The organism is Streptomyces lanatus (assembly GCF_014655715.1).
In the GTDB taxonomy this organism is placed as follows: Bacteria; Actinomycetota; Actinomycetes; order Streptomycetales; family Streptomycetaceae; genus Streptomyces; species Streptomyces lanatus.
Window position 1 is genome coordinate 257,344 of the sequence record NZ_BNBM01000008.1, and the last position, 22,089, is coordinate 279,432.

Consider the following 22,089-nt stretch of genomic DNA (forward strand, 5'->3'; position numbering starts at 1 on the left):
TGCTGTCACATGGCTGAAGTTCTCGTCCACGTCGACCACGCGGACGGTGCCGTCCGCAAGCCCACCCTCGAGCTGCTCACCCTGGCCCGCCGCCTCGGCGAGCCCGTCGCCCTCGCGCTGGGCGCCGGTGCCCGGGAGACGACCGCGGTGCTCGCCGAGCACGGCGCGACGCGTGTCCTGACCCACGAGGCGTCGGAGTACGCCGACTACCTGGTCGTACCCAAGGTGGACGCACTGCGGGCGGCGGTCGCCGCGGTCTCCCCGGCCGCCGTTCTCGTCCCGTCCTCCGCCGAGGGCAAGGAGATCGCCGCCCGCCTGGCGATCCGTATCGGCTCCGGCATCGTCACCGACGCGATCGACGTGGAGGCCGGTGCCGAGGGGCCGATCGTCACCCAGTCCGTGTTCGCGGGCTCGTACACCACCAAGTCCCGTGTCTCGCTGGGCACTCCGGTCATCACGGTGAAACCGAACTCCGCGCCGGTGGAGCCCGCACCGGCGGCCGGCACCGTGGCCGAACTGGCAGTCGGCTTCTCCGACTCGACGCGAGGCACCAGAATCACCGAACGGATCCCACGCCGGTCCAGCGGTCGGCCGGAACTGACGGAGGCGGCGATCGTCGTCGCCGGCGGCCGGGGCGTGAACGGCGACTTCACCGTCCTGGAAGCCCTTGCCGACGCCCTCGGCGCGGCCGTCGGCGCCTCACGCGCCGCAGTCGACGCCGACTGGTACCCGCACGCCCAGCAGGTCGGGCAGACCGGCAAGTCCGTCTCCCCGCAGCTCTACATCGCCGCCGGCATCTCAGGAGCCATCCAGCACCGGGCCGGCATGCAGACGGCCAAGACGATCGTCGCCATCAACAAGGACCCGGAGGCACCGATCTTCGACCTCGCCGACCACGGCGTCATCGGCGACCTCTTCGAGATCGTCCCCGCCCTGACCGCGGAAGCCCGGGCCCGCAAGGGCTGAGTGCCCCTTCCGTTCCGTACGGGTTCTCCCTGCCGTCAGGTCGACCAGACCACCGCGCCGTTGTGCACGATGACCACCTTGGCGTCGGCCCGGAGGACGAGTTGGGCGCCCTGGCGGCCCCAGGTCTGGGACGCCCAGATGGGGCGGTCCTCGCCGTTGTGGATGACGAGGTTGCCGTCCGGCTGGAAGATCGCCCGGTGGTTCGCCCCGAATGTCATCGACGCCCAGATGGGGTTGCCCTGCTCGTTGTAGACGACGAGGTTGCCGTCCGTCTGCATGACCATCCGGATGCGGTTCGTCGTCCAGGCCTGGTTGACCTCCAGGACACTGGTCGCGTAGACGGTCTCGGTGCTCCAGTTCGGCTTCGGGGTGGCCTTCGGCTTCGGCTTCGCCTTGGGGTTCGCCTTCGGTGTGCTGCTGGGGCTGGACTTCGGCGAGGACGCGGTGGGTTCGGGGACGGCGACCTTCGGGGCCTCGGCCTTGGTCGGCTTCGCCTTCTTCGGGGACGGGCTGGGCTTCTCGGCCACGAAGTCGTCGAGGTCGGCCGGGCCGGAGGTCGGGTTCAGGACGGTGTCGGAGCCCTCAGCGGCCAGACCCTTGGCGGAATCGGGGGGCCCGTCGTCCTTCGCACCGGCCAGGAACAGGGGTATGGCGATCAGCGCGGCACCGGCTATCGCGGCCCCGGCCAGGACCGGCTTGCGGGGGCGTCCGCTGCGGACGCCGGTGTCTGTCTTGGTACCCGAGGGAGTGGTGGAGGCGGCCACCGCGATGGCGACGCGCTCTTCGCGTGTCTCGCCTGCCGACTGAGCGGTCGGGGTGGCGGCGGTGGCTGTCGCGGGCGGGGCCGAAGTCTCGGAGGATTCCCCGGATTCCGTGCTGCCCGACTCGGCCTCGGCGGCGCCGGGCTTCGCTCCGTTCCCGCCGGACTCCGTCTCGGCGGGAGGAGCTTCGGCCTGGCTCGATGACGCCGGCGGCTCGTCCGGTGCGGAGGGCGCGGGCCGTAATCCGGCCTCCCCTGCGCGGGCGGCGGCCGCCTCCGCGTTCGCGTCGGGGGTGGGGTGCTGGGGGGACATGCGGTACTCCTCCTCGGTGGCGGAGCTGCCGGTTGTGGCCGGGGCCCGTGCAGTGGTCGGCTGGACGAACACCGGAAGGCCCGCAGCGCCGAGTGCGAGGCTTCCCGTACGGCCCAACTTAGCCCGTTCCAGGGGCGATCGATCGACCGCCCGTCCCAACTCTCCCGTCGCTTTGTCCACTCAAGCCTCCCTGCTCCCGGAAAGTCCCCGAACCGGGCAGCGAACGGGCATGCCGACGCCCTATTCGGACCCTGTCCGCCCCGCAACGGGCGGGGCTCGTGTGGCATCCTGGGGACTCCCCGATCTGATCACCGTCGGCTCTGCGCGTGCGCATGGCGACGGCACCCAAGTGTTCGTACTGACCGAAGAGTTCAGGTGAAGATGCGGCCCGGAACCGACGACGCCAGGGCCGGCGACACCCCCGAGATACCCGAGGCCGTAAGGGACGCCGCCCGCCGGGCACCCGGCCACTGGATCGGGGTGGTGGACCCGGAGTGCACGCAGGAGCGGACGCCGCCGGAATGGGCGGTGCTGGGGGAGTGGCGGTCGGACGACAGCGGGGACGTGGGGGAGTTCCGCCCCAACCCGGCGTACCGGCCCTCGGCTCGCGTGCTCGGCTGGCCGGAGCCCAGCGACCCGGTGGACGCGGCGGCGCAGCGGGCCGCCACCGGCTACGGCTCGGTGGACGAGGCGCTCACGGAGCTCGCGGAAGCGGAGATCACGGTGCTGCGGGGACCGGACGGCGAACCCCTCAAGGCCGCCGGTCTGGACGGGGCGCCGGTGGTGCTGTCGTTCACCGCGCCGACACATGAGTTCATGTCCGAGGCACTTCGCCATGACACGGTTCCGGCGCGGGAGCTGGCCCGTTCCCTGCGGGGTTCGGGCACCGTGCTGATGGTCAACGCCGGTGCCGCGGCCCCCATGCTCGTCCCGGCGGACGCGCTCCTCGACGACTCGCGCGAGCCGGGAGCCGAGCGGGCAGGCGCGGCCTCTGCCGAGGACCGGCCCCACAGCTCTTCCGAAGCCCGGCCCCACACCACAGGGAGGACCCCGTGACGCGTCCGGTCCAGCACAATGCCACCTCTGCGACGGCGGAGGCCGGTGCCGAGTCCGGCTCCGAGTCCGGTTCCGCCGCCGAGGAGACGACCGCGACCGCCACCGCCGCCCAGCCACAGCCTGAGCCCGAGGTCGAGGTCGAGGTCGAGGTCGAGGTCGAGGAAGCGTCCGCCAAGGCCGAAGCATCCTCGGCGGGCCGGACCTCCGACGCCGACGCGGACTCCGAGTCCGACCCAGATGCCGCCGCGGAGGCGAAGAGCCGGCTGCCCGCCCTCGTGCGGACCATGACCGCGACCGCCATCGACCGGCCCCAGCAGCAGTCCGCTCACGTCGGGCGGCCGGGCAAGGCGGTGCTGGCCGGGGCCGCGGTCGCCGGGGCGTTGCTCGTGTCGGTGCCGTTCCTGGTGCTCACCGGGGGCGACGACAAGGACCCCAAGGCGGCGCCGGCGGGAGGCACCGTACTCGGCGGTGACGGGCAGGAGGCGCCGGGCGACTTCGTCGTGACCAAGCCCGACACCAGCGCCTCGAAGGACGGCGAGAAGAACTCCGCCAAGCCCGACAAGCCGGTGCGGCAGGCCCCGGGCGGGGGCACGGCGCAGAGCCCGGGCAAGGAGACGCCGAAGCAGGACGCCGGCGAGGAGGAACAGCCCAAGGGCGACGCGGGTGCGAAGGACCAGCCGGCGAAGTCCGGCGGCGGCGACGACCAGCCCGCGAACCCCGATTCGGGCGTGACGTTCAGCGCGCCGGTCTCCATCCGCAGCCATCTCTCCGGCCGCTGCCTCGACGTACCGAACGCCGACTTCGGCGACGGCAAGAAGCTGTTCGTGTGGGACTGCAACAACGGCGTGGCGCAGAAGTGGCAGTTCGCCTCCGACGGCACCATGCGCATCCAGGGCCTGTGCCTGGACGTGGCCAACGCGAACTACAACGACGGCACGCCCATCCAGATCGCCCGGTGCAGCGGCAACGCAGCCCAGAAGTTCGTGGTGAACGAGCGGCACGACCTGGTCAACACCGTCGTCGGCAAGTGCGTCGACATCAAGGACAACAACACGGGCAACGGCGCCTGGTTGCAGCTGTGGACCTGCGCCGGCACCGACAACCAGAAGTGGAGCGTCTGACCGCCCGTCAGACGCGTGCAGGCCAGGCCGAGAGTGTCACTCCCGGCACCGGCCCGCCCCGGCAGCGGGGCATGATGGCACCGTCGGCTCGCCGACACGCGCCCCCGGTGATCGGGGGCGCCCGCGGAAAAGGCCCCCCAGCAAGGAGGTTGGTGCGTGTCGCGCCAGGTACTGACGGTCGGTCCCGGCGACCGGGATCGCTACCGGACGATCGGTGAGGCACTCTCGGCTGCCCGTACCGGCGCGCTGATCAGCGTCCGGCCCGGGACGTACGCGGAGAACCTGGTGATCCACACCCGGGTCACCCTCACCGCCGCCGAGGGGCGGGGCACGGTCGAGATCCGGCCGCGTTCGGGCAGTGTGCTCGCGCTGCGCGCCGACGCCGTGATGCTCTCCGAGCTGTCCCTGCGCGGCGGCGACGCCGAGCTGCCCGCCGTGGACGTACGGCGCGGACAGGCCGCGCTCGACGGCTGCGAGATCGTCGGCGCCGCCTGGACGGCCGTACTGGCCGGGGGCACCGGTTCGCTCGCGCTGCGGGACTGCCGGGTGAGCAACCCGCAGGGCGCCGGCATCGTGGTCACCTCGACCACACCGACCACCGTGGAGTCCTGCACCTTCGAGCACCTGGGCACCAGCGGCCTGGTCCTCGCCGAACAGGGCGAGGCCCGGCTCCGTGGCTGCACGGTGCGCGCCGCGCGCGGCAACGGCCTGCTCGCCAACGGCGATTCGACCGGCAGCGTCGAGGACTGCGACATCTCCTCCACCGACAAGCCCTCCATCGCCCTGGAGCAGAACTGCTCCCTCACGGTGGTGCGCACGGTGGTGCACGACACCAGTACCGGTGTGCACCTGAGCAGCGCGGGCCGTACGACACTTGAGGACGTCCGCGTCACCGGGGCCTCCGGGAACGGCATCGCACTGGCCCAGGGCACCGACCCGGTGCTGCGCCGCTGCCGTGTCTCGCGCACCCGGGGTCATGGCGTGCTGGTCACCGACCGGGCGCGCGGCACCTTCGAGGACTGCTGGGTGGACGGCGCCCAGGGCGCGGCGCTGAGGGTCGCGGGAGCCGCTTCCCCGGCGCTGACCGGCCTGACGGTCCGTGACTGCGAGCAGACCGGGCTGCTCCTGGAGGAGGACTCGGCGCCGGAGCTGGACCGCCTCGAGGTGATCGGGGGCGCCCCGGCCGTCTCGGTGCGCGGTGGCGCCAACCCGCTGCTGCGCCGGGCCCGTCTGGTGGAGCCCTCCGGTGACGGCATCGTGGCCGGGAAGGATGCCCGTGGCCGCGCCGAGGACTGCGAGATCGTACGGCCGAAGGGCGCCGGCGTGCGCGCGGGCTCCGGCAGCACCCTCTACCTGGCAGGCGGCGGGGTCTCCGACACCACCACCAGCGGACTGATCGTGGAGGACGGCGGCAACGTCACCGTCCGCGACTTCCGCGTCGAGATATCCGGCGAGGAAGGCGTCGTGGTCGCGGCGGGCGGCGAGCTGACCGCCAACCGCACCACCGTGCACGCCCCGCAGGGCCACGGCTTCCTGCTCCGCGAGGGCGCGCTCGCCTCGCTCAGCGGCTGCGAGGTGTCGGGCGGTGCCCAGGACGGCTTCCGGGTGGAGTCCACCGCCCCGGTCTCGCTGGTGAACTGTCTGGCCCGGGAAAACGAGGGCGGCGGCCTCGTGCAGACCACGCCCGGCGAACGGCTCGCCGTGGACGGCCTCAAGAGCACCGGCAACGGCAAGCGGGACGCCTGGGGCACCGGCAGTGCCGAGAACACCGACCCGGCCGGCTCCGGCGCCGCCGACGCGCCCCCGCCGGACCGCGAGGACGGCCCGCTCGGCGCCCTCAACGCACTGATCGGCCTGGACAACGTCAAGCAGCAGGTCCGCACCCTGGTCAACCTGACCCAGCTGGCCCAGCGCCGCGAGCAACTCGGCATGTCCGCACCGCCGATGAGCAGACATCTGATCTTCGCCGGCCCACCGGGTACAGGTAAGACCACCGTCGCCCGCCTCTACGGCGCGATCCTCGCCGAACTGGGCTCCCTGCCCAGCGGACACCTCGTGGAGGTCTCCCGCGCCGACCTCGTCGCACAGGTCGTCGGCGGTACGGCCATCAAGACCACCGAGACCTTCCAACGGGCCCTCGGCGGCGTGCTGTTCATCGACGAGGCGTACACACTCACCGCGGACAGCGGCAACGGCGGCGCCGACTTCGGCCGTGAGGCCGTGGACACGCTGCTGAAGCTGATGGAGGACCACCGCGACGACGTGGTCGTGGTCGCCGCGGGCTACTCCCGCGAGATGGAGTCCTTTCTCGGCTCCAACCCCGGCCTCGCCTCCCGCTTCTCGCGGACCGTCGAGTTCGAGAACTACTCCGTGCCCGAACTGGTCGCCATCATGGAGAACATGTGCGCCCAGCACCAGTACGAACTGGGCGAGGGCACCGCGGAGGCGCTGGCCGCGCACTTCGAGGCGATGCCGAGGGACGCCGGTTTCGGCAACGGCCGTGCCGCGCGCGGGGTGTTCGAGGAGATGGTGGACCGGCAAGCGGTCCGCCTCGCCTCCCAGGACCAGGTCGGCGAGCACGATCTACGGCTGCTGCTGCCGGAGGACGTCTCCGCCACCGCCGCAGCCAAGGGCGCCGACTCCGCCGTACCGGAGGACGACCCGCTGACCCGCCTCGGGGACATGATCGGCCTGGCCGAGGTCAAGCGCGATGTCGCCGACCTGGTCAACCTCATCACCACCGCCCGCCATCGCGCCGCCGCCGGACTCCCGGTGCCCTCCCTCAGCCACCACCTGGTCTTCACCGGTCCGCCGGGCACGGGCAAGACCACCGTCGCGCGCCTCTACGGCGAGATCCTGACCCAGCTCGGCATCCTGGAACGGGGCCAGTTGGTCGAGGCGGCCCGCGCCGACCTCGTGGGCCGCTACATCGGGCACACCGCCCAGCTCACCCGCGAGGTCTTCGAACGCGCTCGTGGCGGCGTGCTGTTCATCGACGAGGCCTACACCCTCACCCCGCAGGGCGGTGGCGCCGACTTCGGACAGGAGGCCGTGGACACGCTGCTGAAGCTGATGGAGGACCACCGGGACGAGGTGGTCGTCATCGTCGCCGGCTACACCGACGAGATGGAGCGCTTCCTCGCCTCCAACCCGGGCCTGTCCTCCCGCTTCCCGCGCCGGATCGGCTTCGCCGACTACTCCTCCGAGGAACTGGTCACCATCGTGCGTGCACAGGCCGCGAGCATGGGCTACGAGTGCGGACCGGGCACGGGTCCGGTGCTCAAGTCGTACTTCGACGCGCTGCCCCGGGACCGGTCGTTCGGCAACGCCCGTCTAGCCCGGCAGGTCGTCGAGTCGATGGTCACCCGTCAGGCGGGGCGGCTCAGTTCGCTGGCCGCGCCCACCCTGGACGATCTGCGCATCCTCATTCCCGAGGACGTGGCCGCGGCTCCGAAGGCGGCCGGCCTGTGAGGCCGCCCGCCCGAGGGGCCGCCCGTCTGCTGTCCGGCGCGGGCCTGGCTGCCGCTCTGCTGCTGCCGACGGCCGTACCGGCTCATACGGCGGCTCAATCGGGGTTGTCGACAGCCGACGGGAAGAAGGGCCAGGAGCTTCCGCCGATGCCCTCCGTGCTCGACGCGGACGCGGAGTGCACCGCCGCCTCACGGGAGAAGGCACAGAAGCAGGACTGGTCACGCCAGCGCCTCGACCTGGACCGGCTGCACGGGCACGGCACCGGCGCGGGGGTGACCGTGGCCCTCGTCGACACCGGAGTCGCCCCCGACGCCGAGGGACTCGACGGCCGTGTCACCGCCGACGGCTCGGCCGCCGAGGACTGCGTCGGACACGGCACCTTCCTGGCCGGCCTGATCGCCGGGTCCGCCACCCGTCTCCCCGGAGTCGCCCCGGGCGCCCGGATCCTGGCCCTGCGCGGCACGGACACGCGCGGCGAGGCGAACCCGGCGCTGGTCGCGGCGTCCGTTCGCGAGGCCACCGACGCCGGTGCCGACGTCATCGCGGTCACGGTGGCCCTGCCGCGCCGGGACTCGGCACTGACCCGAGCGGTCGCCGATGCCCGCCGCGCGGGCGCGATCGTGATCGCCGCGGCCACCCCCGACCCGCCGACACGGGGCGGCACCGACGAGATCCCGGCCCGCGTGTACTGGCCGGCCGGGGAGCCTGGTGTCCTCTCGGTCGCCGACATGCTCCCTGGCGGCGTGCGCCCGGACAACGCCCTGCCGACCACGGGCATCGACCTGGCCGCCCCCGGGGCCGGTGTGGTCAGCGGCGGCCCGCGCGGCGACGGCCACTACCTCGGCGCGGGCGCCTCGGTGGCCGCCGCGTACGCCGCCGGTGCCGCGGCGGTGGTCCGTGCCGCACACCCGGACGACTCACCGGCCGCCGTCACGGACCGCATGACGGCCACGGCCTACCCCGCCGACATCCCCCAGCTGGATGCGTACGCCGCCGTGACCACGGTCCTGGGCGACGCGGGTACGCCGGCCGGCGCGGAGCGCACCACGGACAGCGTGACCGTCCGAGACACCTCCGCCGCGGACAACGCCACCGACCGGGCCACCCTCTTCGTCATCCTCGGCTCGGCCGCCGTACTCGCCGTGCTGTGGGCCGCGTTCACCTTGCCCAGGGCCCGCGCGAGGGGCTGGCGCCCGGCGCGGGCGGGGGGATCAGCGGAAGACTGAGGCAATCCCGGAACAACGGGGTGGGGGTCACATCAGGTGACCCCCGCCGTCTCAGCCCTGCTGGCCCTCCTGCCCTGTTGCCGTCTCCACCAGCGCCGTCTGCATCAGCCGCGCCTTGCGGCGGGCGATGTGGAGGGCGCGGCCCGGGGGGAGGTTGACGGGCTTGGCGTTGCCGAAGAGGCGGCCTTCGGTGGGCGGGCAGGAGAGCAGGATCGCCGGGTTGTTCGCCTCGTCGATACGACGGATGAGGGCGTCGCTCAGACCCCGGCCCGCGCCCATGGCGCTGCGCGCGACGATCACGTGAAGGCCCATCTCGAAGCCGAGGGTGAGGTGCTCGAAGAGCGGCTCGAAGGGGCTCTGGAAGGAGTTGCTGGAGACCATGTCGTAGTCGTCGACGAGGATGAACAGCCGCGGTCCTGTCCACCAGTCGCACTTGCGCATCCGGGCGGGCGCGATGTCCGCGCCGGGGATCCGGGTCTTCATCGCGCGGGCGGCGCCGTCGATGGTCTCCTTGAGGTTGTCCAGGGAGATGACGTGCCCGATGCGGTACTCCTCCGGGATGCCGTCCACGAGCGTGCGCCGGTAGTCCACCGCGATGATCTTCGCCTCGTGCGGGGCGTAGCGGGCGGTGATGCCCGCGGTGACGCGGCGCAGCAGGTTGGTCTTGCCGCTCTCGGTGTCGCCGACGACGATCAGGTGCGGGGTGCGGCTGAAGTCGTGCCACACCGGCTCCAGGGCGTCCTGGTCGATGCCGAGCGGGAGGCGCATGCCGCCGCCCTCGGTGGGCTCGGGCGCGGGGAGTTCGGCGAGCGGCAGCCGGTGCGGCAGCATCCGGACCTGCGGGGCGGCCGGTCCCGACCAGCGCTTGGCCACCTCGCCGACCAGGTGGGCGACTCCCTCGCCGAGGTCTTCGAGGGAGCCGCTGCCGTCGAGGCGGGGCAGGCCGGCCAGGAAGTGCATCTTGCTGTCGGCGGTGATGCCCCGGCCGCCGCTGCGCGGCACCGAGCGGGCCTTGCGGGTGTCGATCTCCGAGTCCATCGGATCACCCATCCGCAGCTCCAGGCGGGTCGCCGCCTGATCGCGGACCTGTGCGGACAACTCCACCCAGCGGGTTGTGGTGATCAGGAGATGGATGCCGTAGTTCAGGCCACGGGCGGCGAGTTCGTTGAACTTCGGGACCAGGTCGTCGTAGTCCTGACGGACCGTGGACCAGCCGTCGACCACCATGAATACGTCGCCGAAGGGCTCGTCGGGGAATTCTCCGGCGGCGCGGCGGCGGCGGTAGGACTGCATGGAGTCGATGGTGTGGTCGACGAAGAACTGCTCGCGGCGTGCGAGCAGCGTCATCACCTCGGCGACGGCCCGGTGCACCCGCTCGGGGTTCAGCCGCGCGGCGACTCCGCCGACGTGGGGGAGTGCCGCGAACTGGGAGAGGCCGCCACCGCCGAAGTCCAGGCAGTAGAACTGGATCTCGGCCGGTGTGTGGGTGAGGGCGAGACCAGCGATCAGGGTGCGGGCCAGGGTGGACTTGCCGCTCTGTGAGCCGCCCGCGATGGCGACATGGCCGCCGGCTCCGGACAGGTCCACGATCAGCGGGTCGCGGCGCTGCTCGAAGGGCTTGTCGACCAGGCCGACCGGGACGCGCAGCCTGCCGGTCCCGGACCAGCCGGTGGCGCTCAGGCCGCGCTCGGCGTCGGGGGCGATGCCGGGCAGCAGGGCGTCCAGCGGGGACGGCTCGTCCAGGGGCGGCAGCCATACCTGGTGGGCGGCCGGACCCGAGTCGCGCAGCCGGTCCAGGGCCACGTCGAGCAGGGTCTCCTCGTCCCCCGTCTCCTCCAGCTCCGGCTCGGGCTCGGACGTCGGCTCCAACGTACGCGGCACCACCCAGCCGCTGGTCCACGGCACCACCTGGCTCGCCACCCGGGCCTGCACGACCGCTCCGGTGCGGCGCCGGTACGTACCCGACGAGTAGGCGGCACGGAAGCGGGTCAGGGCCTCCACACCGGACTTCAGATAGCCGCTGCCGGGCTGGGCCGGGAGCTCATAGGCGTCCGGCACACCGAGCACACCCCGGCTCTCCATGGCGGAGAAGGTGCGCAGACCGACCCGGTACGACAGATGGCTCTCCAGCTGGTGCATACGGCCCTCGTCGAGGCGCTGCGAGGCCAGCAGCAGATGCACGCCCAGGGAGCGGCCGAGGCGGCCGATCATGACGAACAGGTCCATGAACTCGCGGTGTGCGGAGAGGAGTTCGCTGAACTCGTCGACGACCACGAACAGGCTGGGCAGCGGGGTGAGGTCGGCGCCGCCGGCGCGGGCGCGCTCGTACTCCAGGGCCGAGGTGTAGTTGCCCGCGGCTCGCAACAGCTCCTGGCGGCGGATGAGTTCGCCGTGCAAGGCGTCCTGCATGCGTTCCACCAGGGCGACTTCGTCGGCGAGGTTGGTGATGACGGCCGAGGTGTGCGGCAGTTCCTCCAGGCCGAGGAAGGTGGCACCGCCCTTGAAGTCGACCAGGACGAAGTTCAGGGTCTCCGAGGAGTTGGTCAGAGCCAGGCCCAGGACGAGGGTGCGCAGGAGTTCGCTCTTGCCGGAGCCGGTGGCGCCGATCAGCATGCCGTGCGGGCCCATGCCACCCTGCGCGGACTCCTTGATGTCGAGCTCCACCGGACGCCCGTCCACACCGACCGCGATCGGTACCCGCAGCCGCGCGGAGCCGGTGTGCCGTGCGAACAGCGCCTTGGTGTCGTGCCGATGCAGGTCGGGAATGCCGAGCAGGGTGGTCAACTCCACGTCGGAGTCCAGTGGTTGGGCGATATCGGAGCCCAGGCTGATCCGGCGCGAGGCCAGCAGCCGGGCCAGCGACTCCGCGCCCAGCGGGCCGAGCCGGTCCGGCAGGCCCAGCGGCACCGAACGCTCCTTGCGGCTGCGGTCGGTGCGCACCAGGTTCACCTGGTCCGGCCCCACGGTCAGCCGCAGCGTGTTGCGGCCGGGCCGCCAGCGCAGCGCGCCCGACACGTCCAGCACGACCGCGTTGCGATAGCCGTGGCCCTCCCAGCGATGGCCCTCGGGCACGGTGATGCCATCGAGTACGACGACGGTGTACGGCTCGTCACGGCCCGGTCGGGCATCCGGGTCGAAGCCGGGACGCTCGGCGAACTCGGCGCCCAGCAGGTCGTCCAGCTCCGTGAGGTCGGCCGTGATCCGGCGGACCTGCCCCGCGCCGTCCTCCTCGTGCGGATGCAGCGCGTGCGGCAGCCACTTGACCCACTCCCAGTCGGCCCGCCGCTCGTCACTGACGCACAGGGCGATCCACAGCTCCTCGGGCGCGTGGAACACGGCGAGCTGGCCGAGCGCGGCGCGCACCAGGGCACGTACGGCGTCGGTGGCTTCGGTCTGCTCGTCGTCGGCGTCGTCGGGGCGCAACATGACCCGCGCCGAGGAGCGCAGGTAGAGGCCCAGGGGCTGTTCGGGGATGGTGGAGTAGGCGCGGATGAAGCGGCGCAGGGCGTGGGCGCAGAGCGGTTCGAGGTCCTCGACCGGGCGGGTTGAGACCGGGTTGAGGGTGAGGGCGAGCTGCTGTTCGCCGACCGCGAGCCGGACCTCGCCGAAGTCCTCGTCGGCCGGGCGGCGTTCCCACAGCCGTGAGGTGCGTGCCAGCGAACGCAGCGACGAGGGCTCGGGGTGGCGCCAGGCGAGCGCGCGCTGCTGCTCCACGATGGTGGACCGGACCCGCTTGCGGGTCTGCGCCAGATAGCGGAGATAGTCCCGGCGTTCGCCCTTCAGACGCTGCTTGCGCTCGCTGGAGCGGCGCATCAGCTGGCCCAGCAGCATCGCGCCGGCCGACAGCGCCATGACGCCCATCGCCAGATAGATGAAGACGCCGTTCCCGCCGCCCGGGCGCAGGAACATCAGCATCATCGACACCGACATCAGCGCCATCGGCAGATACGTCCAGATCGCCGAGGTGTCGGGCACCGTCTCGGCGAGGACCGGGGGCTCCTGGAGGGTCAATTGCCCTTCGGGCATCTCGGGCCCGCGCCTGCGGGCCGGCCGGCGAAACAGCACCACACTCAAGGAACAGAACCTCCGGTTTCACTGGCATTCCGGCCCGCGCCGAATACCGGGACACCCGGCAGCCGGAAAGACCGCACCGCGCTCATTTTCCGGGGACCCGGGTACGCGGTGAACGCCGGATGAATGGTGTGAGCGGAAAGCAGGGAACGGTCAACTCTCCCACCATTCAACTGCATACCGGACAAGGAGCCCGGTCCCCAGCACGTTCCGGCGAGCGTAGGCAGTAGTCTGCATTCACGTAACGCGACCTGTCCACGCGGGAGAGGTGGTTGCCCGGCGTGCGGACGCAATTCCCCTGTCCGACCCCCCGGTTCTGGCCCGTGCGGACCTTCCGTACTCTTCGCACTGCCCCCGCACCGGGGAAGTCCTCCTGCCAAACTCCCCACGGAAGACGAGAGTTCAGCTGATGACCGACAGCGCGGTGGCCGAACTGTGCCGCCTGACCGTACGTGCGCCGAGCGTCTCCGTCGATCTGGCCGTGCCCGCCGACGTGCCGGTCGCCGATCTGCTGCCCACGCTGCTGCGTTATGTCGGCGAGGAGGCCGAGGAGGCCGGACTCGACCATGCCGGGTGGGTGCTCCAGCGGCTCGGTGACGCCCCGCTGGACGAGGAGACGACCCTCGCGCGGGCCGGGCTCGCCGACGGGGACGTGCTCTATCTGCGCCCGCACACCGAGGCGTTGCCCGAGGCGCGGCTGGACGACCTGGTGGACGGCATAGCCGACACCGCCGGCCGGCGGCTGCACACCTGGCATCCGGAGGCGGCCCGCGGGCTGCTGGTGGGCGCCACCGTGGCGACCGTGGTGGCCGCCCTGGTGCTGGTGTTCTGGCCGGGCGTGACCGGCTCCGGCTCCACCAAGGCCGCCTGCGCCGCCGTGTCGGGCGTGCTGCTGCTCGCGGGCGCGGGCACCGCCAGCCGCGCAGTCGGCGACCGGCTCTCCGCGACCGCGCTCGGCCTGCTGGTCGCCCCCTGTCTGGCGCTGGCCGGCTGGGTGCTGCCCGGCGGTGATCTGACCGGCCCGGACGCGGCCCAGGTCGCGGGCGCGCGGCTGCTCGCGGCGGGCGCCGCCGGTGCCGGTGGCGCGGTCCTCGCGCTGGCCGCCACCGCGGTCGGCGCCCCCGCCCTCCTGGGCACCGCGGTCGTGTCGGTGGCCATCGCGGCCGGCGGCGCCCTGATCGGCTACACCAGCCTGGACGTGCCCGCCGCGGCGGCGCTGGTGGCCACGGTGGTCGCGCTCGCCGCCGGGACGGTCGCGCCCTTCGCCTTCAAGCTGGCCGGGATGCGGATGCCCGCCCTGCCGTCCTCCGCCAGCCAGCTCCAGGAAGGCATCGAGCCCTACGCGGGCAGCGAGGTCGCCGAACGCACCGAACTGGCCGGACGCTGGGTCACCGCGCTCTTCGCCGTCACCGGGATCATCGCCGCGGGAGCCCTGGTCGTCCTCGCCGAACACCCGAACCTTCCCGAGGTGCTGACCGCCCTCGCCCTGAGTCTGCTGCTGCTTCTGCACTCCCGGGGCCTGGTGCACATCGGCCAGCGACTGACCCTCGCGGTGCCCGGGATCTGGGGGCTGCTGCTGCTCGCCCGCAGCTGGGCGGCGGACAGCGACGGCGACGGCCGCCTCGTGGTGTTCGCGGTACTGCTAGGCGCCGCGGCCGCCCTGGTCATCGCCGCCTGGACGGTGCCCGGCCGCCGCATGCTGCCGTACTGGGGCCGGGCGGCGGAAGTGGCGCACACCGGCATCGCCGTGGCGCTGCTGCCGCTCAGCCTGTGGGTGGCGGGACTCTTCGGCTGGCTGCGCGGCCTGTTCGGCTGAGCCCGCACAGCCGGATACGCCCGCACAGCGGCAAGTGAACGACTAGGAGAGGCCGTGCAGTCCAAACGCGATCAGGTACACGCCCACAGCTTCATGATGGGCAGGCTCAGTTCGGGCCTGCTCATGGCCGACCCGGACGCCCCGGAGAGCCCGCTCGGGCGTACCACCCGCGGTGTGGTCTTCGGCGTACTGGCCACCGTCCTGATCGGCGCGGGCGCCACCGTCTACGGCCTGCTGCGCCCGGGCGGGAACGACGCCTGGCGCGACGGCGCCCACCTGGTGGTCAACCGCGACACCGGCGCCCGCTACCTGTGGACCGACACCGACGGCGTACTGCACCCGGTGCGCAACTACGCCTCCGCGCGGCTGATCGGCGGCTCCGACCTCAAGACCGTGGATGTCGCCACCGCCTCGCTGCGGGACATCCCGGTGGGCGCCCCGGCCGGCATCCCCGGTGTCCCCGACACCGTGCCCGAGCCCGGCCAACTCGACGGCGGCGCCTGGCACATGTGCGTCACCGGCCCGGACGGGGCGTTGCCGGACACCTCCGGCGCCGTACCGGACACCGGGGTTCAGAAGCCGGGGGCGACCACCGTGGTCGCCGGGGCGCCGCTGGACTCCCGCGGCATCGGCGGCGACCGTGCGGTGCTGGTGCGCGGCCCTGACGACACCGAGTACCTGGTGTGGCGGGGCAGCAGGCTTCCGCTGGACCGCGCCTCGGACGCCCGTAACGCCCTCGGCTACGGCTCGGAGCAGCCGATGCCGGTCTCGGCGGCCTTCCTCGACGCGCTGGCCCCCGGGCCTGTCCTGAAGCCGCCCGCGGTGCCGGGGCGCGGTGCGGCCGGTCCCACGCTCGGCGGGGAAGCCACCCGCGTCGGCCAGCTGTTCAAGGTCAGCGTCCCCGGCGGCGACAGCACGTACCACCTGCTGCGCGAGGACGGCCTGGTGCCGCTGACCCGGCTCGGCGCCGCCCTGGTGCTCGGCGACCCGGCCACCCAGAAGGACGCCTACCAGGGCCGTTCACCCGAGGCGCGGACCGTCGGCGCCGACGCCCTGCGCGAGCACCGGTCCACGAACCCGGGCACCACCGACGCCGCGGAACTTCCGGACGCACCCCCCGTCCCGGAGTCCGCGCCGAGCGGCACCGCGCTGTGCGCGCAGGTCGACGGCGACAACGGCGGCGTACGGATCAGGTCGGTCCTGGTACCCCTGACCCGGCTCGCCCCGGTCGCGGTGTCGGAAGGCACCGCCCAGCCGCTGGAACCGGCCTGCGTCCCGACCGACGCCACGGTCGTCCGGCCCGGCCGGGGCGCCCTGGTGCGGGCCCTGAACGCCAGCGGCGCCGCGCACGCGGGGACGACCTATCTGGTCGCGGAGAACGGCGTGAAGTACCGCGTCTCCACGAAGAATTCGCTGGCCGCGCTCGGATACGAGACCGCGGACATCGCCTCCGTCCCGGCACCGCTGCTCGCCTCGCTGCCGACGGGCGCGGACCTCGACCCGGCCGCCGCCTCGGGCACTTCGGAGCCCAACGTGACGGCTCCGCGGTGCGCCCCCGAGAGCGCCGAGAAGGACAAGGCGGACACCTCGCGCTGATCACGGCAAGGGGCGCATTCGGAGCCGAAGAAAAGGAAAGGGGCGGGCGCAGGGCAAGTATTGAGCCAAAGTCGTTGTCGACGGTGTGAAGTCCACGGACCAATCCGCTTGTCGAACGCGGCGGTAACCTCAGGCAAAGCTCAGAAAATTCGGCCCGGCCTGCCCGCGGAATCCGGGGGAAGCGCTTTCAATGCCGGATTCGGCTCCGCGTGATGCCCGTTCGCCTTCTCCGCGTGCCCGCTTTTTGCCCGCATCGCGGCATGGATGATGCATGCCCGGGTGTCCGGCACCGGTCCGAGAGGCTTGTTCATTTCGCTGAAACCTCCGCACAACTCCCTTGCCACGCAAGAATTCCGGGGCGAGCTGACCGAAGCTCAAATCTTCCCTGTTCTCGTTGCGCGCGGCATCGGCTTCTCTTTAGCCTCAGCGGGCAACTGTGCGACGAGACGGGGCTGAACGAAGGGAGCGCGACATGGCGGACAGCGCCGCGAGGAAAGCGGACTATGCCAAGGGCTTGGGGGGTGTCTCCTCCCTGGAGTCGGCCCGGAGCCAGGTCGAGAAGATCCAGAACAACGTCGCCGAGATCGCCGCGCGTTCGGGCGTCGGCGGCGACGAGGGCCAGGCCCTGCTGAAGCTCTTCCGCAGCTGGAACGCCGAGGCGCAGAAGGTCGTCATCCAGATCAGCAAGATGGTCGACGCGCTCCAGGAGAACGTGACCTCCGCCAACCGGCTGGCCCAGGAGAACCAGGACCTGACCGAGGTCCTCAACAGCAAGACCAGCCAGGGCGTCTTCGAAGCGCTGAGCTGACCCGACCGGCAGCACCGGCCCCGTCACGGCGAGGCCGGACACCTTGAGCTTCCCGGGCGGGCGCCCGGCCGTACGAGAGGAGACGTCATGGCCGACGGCATCATCGACGTGCAGTACCCCGTGGTCCGCAACGCCATCGAGGAACTGATGGCGCAGACCCAGCAGATCATCACCACCCTCAACAACCTGGAGGACGAGCTCAAGCCGCTCGTCACCTCCTGGGAGGGCTCCGACCAGGAGACCTACCGTCAGGTCCAGGCGGAGTGGGACCAGGCCACCAAGAACATGGCCCAGCTCCTCGGCGACAACGGCGAGCTGATCCAGACCATCCACGACAACCACTCCCGCGACGAGCGCAGGAGCGCCGACAACTGGGGCAATGTGCGGGCCCGTTAGGGCAGCGCCGAAGCTTCCCCTTCGTCGAGGGTTCGGCGACGCGGCCCGGCTGTCGTCCGTACACGGGGCGTCCGCCGGGCCCCCGTATCCCCGTCCGGCGTGTCCCCGTCCGGAACCAAGCGTCAGGAGTGCGTCCCATGGCCGGTGAGAAGGCCGACGTCAAGCATTTCGACCTCAAGCAGATGGAGAACTTCCGGGACAACGAGGTGCAGCCGGTCCACACCGCCGCGAAGAAGCACAAGGAGGAGGGCGACGGGAACCACATCCGTCCGCTCGGCCACCTCATCGACGGCCACACCACCCCGGAGAACCTCGCCCAGGACAAGCAACTCCTGCGCATCGGCCGGATGGTGACCGAACCGCTGGTCTCGGGACCGAAGCTGATCGAGGACATCCGCACCGCGGCGACGGCCATCGACAAGCTGCTCGGTGACCAGATGGACCTCTTCAAGGAGCTGAAGGAGGCCCTCTCCGACACCATCGAGGAGGCCAACAAGACCAAGGACAAGAACCTCGACGCGATCGACGCCCAGACGCTCCTCCAGACCTTCGACGAGGTCGACACCCTCACCGCCGGCAGCACCGGCGACCCGGACGAGTCCTGACCAACTCCGATAGAAAGGGCGCCCGGTGGCCGACCGGTACGATCCCAACTCCGTCGCCAACCTCGACAAGTTCGACAACCCCGGCGACCCGTCGAGTGACACCTGGGCCACCCTGGTCACCCACATCACCGGCTACCCGGTGCCCGACCGCAACACCGTCTTCGACTCCCTGCGCTCCGAACACGGCGGCAAGTTGTTCCGGATGGACATCAAGGAGCGCAGCCTCAGCCTGCTCGTCAAGGACTCCGGCTTCCTGACGAACAAGGGCGAGGACTACGACATCTGGTTCTTCGACAGCGGCAAGAAGCGATCCATCATGCAGGCCCGGATCGTCTTCGAGGGCCGTGTGAAGGACGGCGAGAACATCATCTTCGCCGGTCCGGGCTCGGACAACGTCAATGACGCGCAGGTCCGTGAGGGCAACGAGTTCACGGACTACAACAAGGACAAGATGAGCACCATCCCGCTCGCCCGGTACATGAACGGGCCGCGGGCGGCGCTTCTCGCCCTGCTGGGCGGCAACACCCAGGACGCCCGGTTCAGCAACCTGGGCGTGCCCGGCGCCGACGTCGTGGACCTGAACTCCTTCAACACCACAGGCGAGTCCTTCGATTTCGCCGCCAAGTTCTTCAAGGACCACGCGGTGGTGCTGAAGGACTGGGAGGACCGCTTCGGCCGCGACGACGCCAGCTGGAAGGGCGAGGCCGCGGAGGTCTTCCGCAGCCTGCTGAAGAAGATCCGCGAGAACTACGACAACTACGTCGAGACGTTCAACTCCAACCCCGGCGGCGACGACGCCGGCACCGGCGGCACGGTGTACTCCCGCGCCCTCTCGCTCGGCCGCAAATACCTCGAGGACGCCGCCAACAAGCTCCTGGAGGCGTGGCTCTCCTGGGCCAAGTCCCCGTACTACGACCCCCACCAGGTGCTGCGCTACGTCCTGGACGACCTCGCCCAATGGGTCGACGCCAACAACGTCGCCAAGACGGACATCAAGTCGTACACCTCCCGCTACACCACGACCGTCAGCCACAGCCCGCAGGCCGGCTTCACCCAGGTGCACCCGGAGTACGGCGATCTCACCGACATCGCCAACTGGGCGAAGGTCGGCGACAAGGCGGTCAAGATCTGGAGCCAGGGCGTCGACGAGTACCTGGGCAAGCCCGCGGCCACGGTGCAGTCGAATCTGAACAACCACTTCCTCGACCTGGGCGACGACTTCTCCGACAACGTGCCCAAACCGAAGTCGACCAGCACCGCCTCCGAGGACTACGAGGAGAAGAAGGCCAAGGAGGCGCAGGAGGAGATCAACCGGCAGAACGAGGAGAACCGCAAGTACCAGGACGAGCTGCGCGCCGAGCAGGAGCGGCAGCGCGAGGAGGACCGCAAGTACCAGGAGGAACTCCGCAACGAGCAGAACCGTCAGCGGGAGGAGGACAAGAAGTACCAGGACGAACTGCGGGAGGAGCAGAACAAGCAGCGCGAGGAGGACAAGAAGTACCAGGAGGAGCTGCGCGAGGAGCAGAAGCGTGAGCAGGAAGAGGCCAAGCGCGAGGCCGAGGAGCAGGCCAAGGCCATGGAGGAGAGCCTCGGCGGGCTCAACAACCCCAACGCCGTCACCGAGCAGAACCTCGGCAACCTCGACGACATCCTGAACCCGGGCAACCAGAACAACCCGAACAACGTGGTCACCGAGAGCCTGGGCGACCTCGGCAATGTGAACAACCCGGGCGACGGCAACCAGCAGGCCTTCACGTCCAGCCCGCCGCCGGTCACCACGAACCTGGGCAACCTCGGGGGGCTCAACAGCGGACCGGGCGGCACCAACAACGCCGCGAACAACGCCGCCAACGACGCGATCACCCAGAACCTCGGCAACCTCGGCGGCCTGAACGCGGGCGGCGGCTCCGTCAAGACGCCGACCGGCGGCAACACCCAGCTCGACGGCGGCAAGCTCACCACCGACTTCCCGGACGGCAGCAGCACCAGCTTCGACCCGGACAGCGGGGCGCTCACCACCACCCACCCGGACGGCAGCGTCACCACGCAGAACCTGGGCGACGGGACCCGGGTGACCAACCCGGACGGCTCGGTCACCTCCCTCGGCGACGACGGCAAGCTGACCACCACCTTCCCCGACGGCAGCGTCCAGACCGTCGACCCCGCCACAGGCCAGGTCAGCACCACCGACCCCAACGGCGCCACGACCACGCAGGATCTCGGCAGCCTGGACGGCCTCAACAGCCAGAACAACCCTACGGACCTGGGCGACCTGGGCGACATCAACACCCAGTCCGAAGGCGACCTCAACGACCTGGGGAACCTGGGGGACCTCAACACCGACCGGTCCGGCCTTGAAACCCCGACGGGCGGCAGCACCCAGCTCACCGGCGACGACATCGCCACCGACTTCCGCGACGGCAGCAGCATCAGCTTCGACCCCGACAGCGGTCTGCTCACCAGCACCAACCCGGACGGCTCCACCACGACCACCGACCTCACCCACGGTGCGACGGTGACCAATCCGGACGGATCGAAGACCAGCCTCGACAACGGCATGCTGACCACCGAGTTCCCCGACGGCAGCAAGCAGGTCATCGACCCGGACACCGGCATCGCCACGGTCACCGACCCGCAGGGCAACACCGAGACGGTGAACCTGCACGACCTCAACTCGGGTGGCGGCAAAGACAGTTCGGACATCCTCGACGGCCTCGGCGACCTGGAGAGCGGCGGCGGCCTCAACGACACCGGCGGCACCACCCGGGACGTATCGCTGGACGACCTGGGTCTCGGCGGCGGCACAGGCACCGGCGGGGAGAGCCTCCTCACCGCGGACAGCACCGGCGGAACCGGCACCGGAGCCGAACCCCTCTCCGACGGCGCCGCCGACAGCGCGGGCAGCCCCCTCGCCCCCGCCGCCACGGCCGGAACCCCCGGCGCACCCGGCATGCCCGGCAGCCCCGGCATGCCGATGGGCGGCATGGGCGCCGGCGGCGACAAGGGCAACGGTGAGCGGGTGCGTGCCGTCCTGGTCGACGCGGCCGAGGAGAGCGAACGCCGCAACCGCCGACGTCGCAGCCCGTGGAACCGCCAGGAGGACGACGACACCTTCCTCTCCCCGGCATCCCGGGTGGCGACCACCGGCGGCGAATCCCCCGAGGAGGAGACGGAGCCCGGCCGCGACAGGGCCACCAGCTCCGGCGACTACCTGGAGGAGGACGCGGACGTATGGGGCACCGAAGAGGGCGGCACCCCGGCCGTCATCGGACGGTGAGCACCGTACGGCCGCGGCGGCGCGAGGGATCCACCCGGCCCCGGCCTCCGCGTCGGGCGGACCACCAGGCAGGATCTGTACGGCAGTTGAGGAGCCCGCGGCCGGAACCGGACGCGGGGCGAGAGCGACGCGGAAGGCAGGAGCGGGCGTGACGGAACCGCTGGAGAAGCGCCTCGAAAAGGCGATGGCCGAGCTCCAGGCCGCCCAGGAGGCGGTCGCCCGCACCGAACGCGAGCTGCGGCAGGCGTCGTTCGCGGTGCTCTCCTCCGACCGCGCGGTCCGCGCCACCGTGGGCCCGCAGGGCGAGCTGTCCGGGATCGAGTTCCTGGAGAACAAGTACCGCGACATGTCACCCCAGGAGCTCGCCGCCAGCGTCCTGGAGGCGGCGAACGCGGCCCGTCTGAAGATGAACCGGCATGTGATGAAGGCGATGGCGCCCTTCACCGAACCCAGCAGCAACGTGCCCGAGCTGAAGGGCTTCGAGCTGGACTGGGAGCGCATCTTCGGCCCCGAGGTGCTGCGCGAGGACGACGAGGACACTGCACGCGAAGCCCAGGCCGCCACCCCCGCCTGGCGGGACGCGCTCGGCGAGGACGGAGAGGACTGA

The 22,089-nt window shown here is 71.4% G+C and carries 14 protein-coding genes; 12 read left to right on the forward strand and 2 right to left on the reverse strand.

From position 1 onward, the window contains the following. Nucleotides 1-9: 9 nt before the first annotated feature. Nucleotides 10-966, forward strand: coding sequence for an electron transfer flavoprotein subunit alpha/FixB family protein (locus IE325_RS22890; protein WP_190071875.1), 957 nt, complete (start codon nt 10-12; stop codon nt 964-966). Nucleotides 967-1,001: 35 nt separating this feature from the next. Here IE325_RS22890 and IE325_RS22895 read toward each other — a convergent pair whose 3' ends face one another. Next, nucleotides 1,002-2,039, reverse strand: coding sequence for a mannose-binding protein (locus IE325_RS22895; RefSeq protein WP_190071876.1), 1,038 nt, complete (start codon nt 2,037-2,039; stop codon nt 1,002-1,004). Nucleotides 2,040-2,420: 381 nt separating this feature from the next. Between IE325_RS22895 and IE325_RS22900 the strand changes: the two genes are divergently transcribed. The 4 genes from IE325_RS22900 (at nt 2,421) to IE325_RS22915 (ending at nt 8,913) form a co-directional block, all read left to right on the forward strand. Beyond that, nucleotides 2,421-3,095 (forward strand): type VII secretion system-associated protein, encoded by a 675-nt coding sequence (locus IE325_RS22900; RefSeq protein ID WP_190071877.1) that lies wholly within the window; start codon nt 2,421-2,423, stop codon nt 3,093-3,095. Then, nucleotides 3,092-4,216: a ricin-type beta-trefoil lectin domain protein gene (locus IE325_RS22905; protein ID WP_229911934.1), complete on the forward strand. Its 1,125-nt coding sequence runs from the start codon at nt 3,092-3,094 to the stop codon at nt 4,214-4,216. Before IE325_RS22900 ends, IE325_RS22905 begins: the two co-directional genes overlap by 4 nt. A gap of 156 nt (nt 4,217-4,372) precedes the next feature. Beyond that, complete coding sequence (locus IE325_RS22910; RefSeq protein WP_190071878.1) at nt 4,373-7,687, forward strand: right-handed parallel beta-helix repeat-containing protein; 3,315 nt, start codon at nt 4,373-4,375, stop codon at nt 7,685-7,687. Continuing rightward, entirely contained in the window at nt 7,684-8,913 is a 1,230-nt protein-coding gene (locus IE325_RS22915; protein ID WP_190071879.1) for a S8 family serine peptidase, read from the forward strand. Before IE325_RS22910 ends, IE325_RS22915 begins: the two co-directional genes overlap by 4 nt. Before the next feature lie 51 nt (nt 8,914-8,964). Here the strand turns inward: IE325_RS22915 and eccCa are convergent, their stop codons facing one another. After that, a complete protein-coding gene (gene eccCa / locus IE325_RS22920) occupies nt 8,965-12,939 on the reverse strand; it encodes a type VII secretion protein EccCa (RefSeq protein WP_190071880.1) in 3,975 nt (1,324 codons plus the stop codon). Between the two features lie 454 nt (nt 12,940-13,393). On the opposite strand from eccCa, the gene eccD reads away from it, so the two are divergent. The 7 genes from eccD to IE325_RS22955 all read left to right on the forward strand — a co-directional run bounded on the left by eccD (nt 13,394) and on the right by IE325_RS22955 (nt 22,089). After that, nucleotides 13,394-14,800 carry a type VII secretion integral membrane protein EccD gene (eccD, locus tag IE325_RS22925; RefSeq protein ID WP_190071881.1) on the forward strand — a complete coding sequence of 469 codons (1,407 nt, stop codon included), beginning with the start codon at nt 13,394-13,396 and terminating at the stop codon, nt 14,798-14,800. Between the two features lie 54 nt (nt 14,801-14,854). After that, the gene (gene eccB / locus IE325_RS22930; protein ID WP_190071882.1) at nt 14,855-16,396 is read left to right on the forward strand and encodes a type VII secretion protein EccB; all 1,542 of its coding nucleotides are present in this window, start codon (nt 14,855-14,857) and stop codon (nt 16,394-16,396) included. A gap of 472 nt (nt 16,397-16,868) precedes the next feature. Next, nucleotides 16,869-17,204, forward strand: coding sequence for a hypothetical protein (locus tag IE325_RS22935; protein WP_030955148.1), 336 nt, complete (start codon nt 16,869-16,871; stop codon nt 17,202-17,204). Between the two features lie 87 nt (nt 17,205-17,291). Next, nucleotides 17,292-17,600, forward strand: coding sequence for a WXG100 family type VII secretion target (locus IE325_RS22940; RefSeq protein ID WP_062672674.1), 309 nt, complete (start codon nt 17,292-17,294; stop codon nt 17,598-17,600). 137 nt (nt 17,601-17,737) lie between these two features. After that, entirely contained in the window at nt 17,738-18,205 is a 468-nt protein-coding gene (locus IE325_RS22945; protein WP_190071883.1) for a type VII secretion system-associated protein, read from the forward strand. Between the two features lie 25 nt (nt 18,206-18,230). Beyond that, on the forward strand, nt 18,231-21,482 hold the full coding sequence (locus IE325_RS22950) for an AAWKG family protein (protein WP_190071884.1): 3,252 nt from the start codon (nt 18,231-18,233) through the stop codon (nt 21,480-21,482). A gap of 148 nt (nt 21,483-21,630) precedes the next feature. Beyond that, a complete protein-coding gene (locus tag IE325_RS22955) occupies nt 21,631-22,089 on the forward strand; it encodes a YbaB/EbfC family nucleoid-associated protein (protein WP_190071885.1) in 459 nt (152 codons plus the stop codon).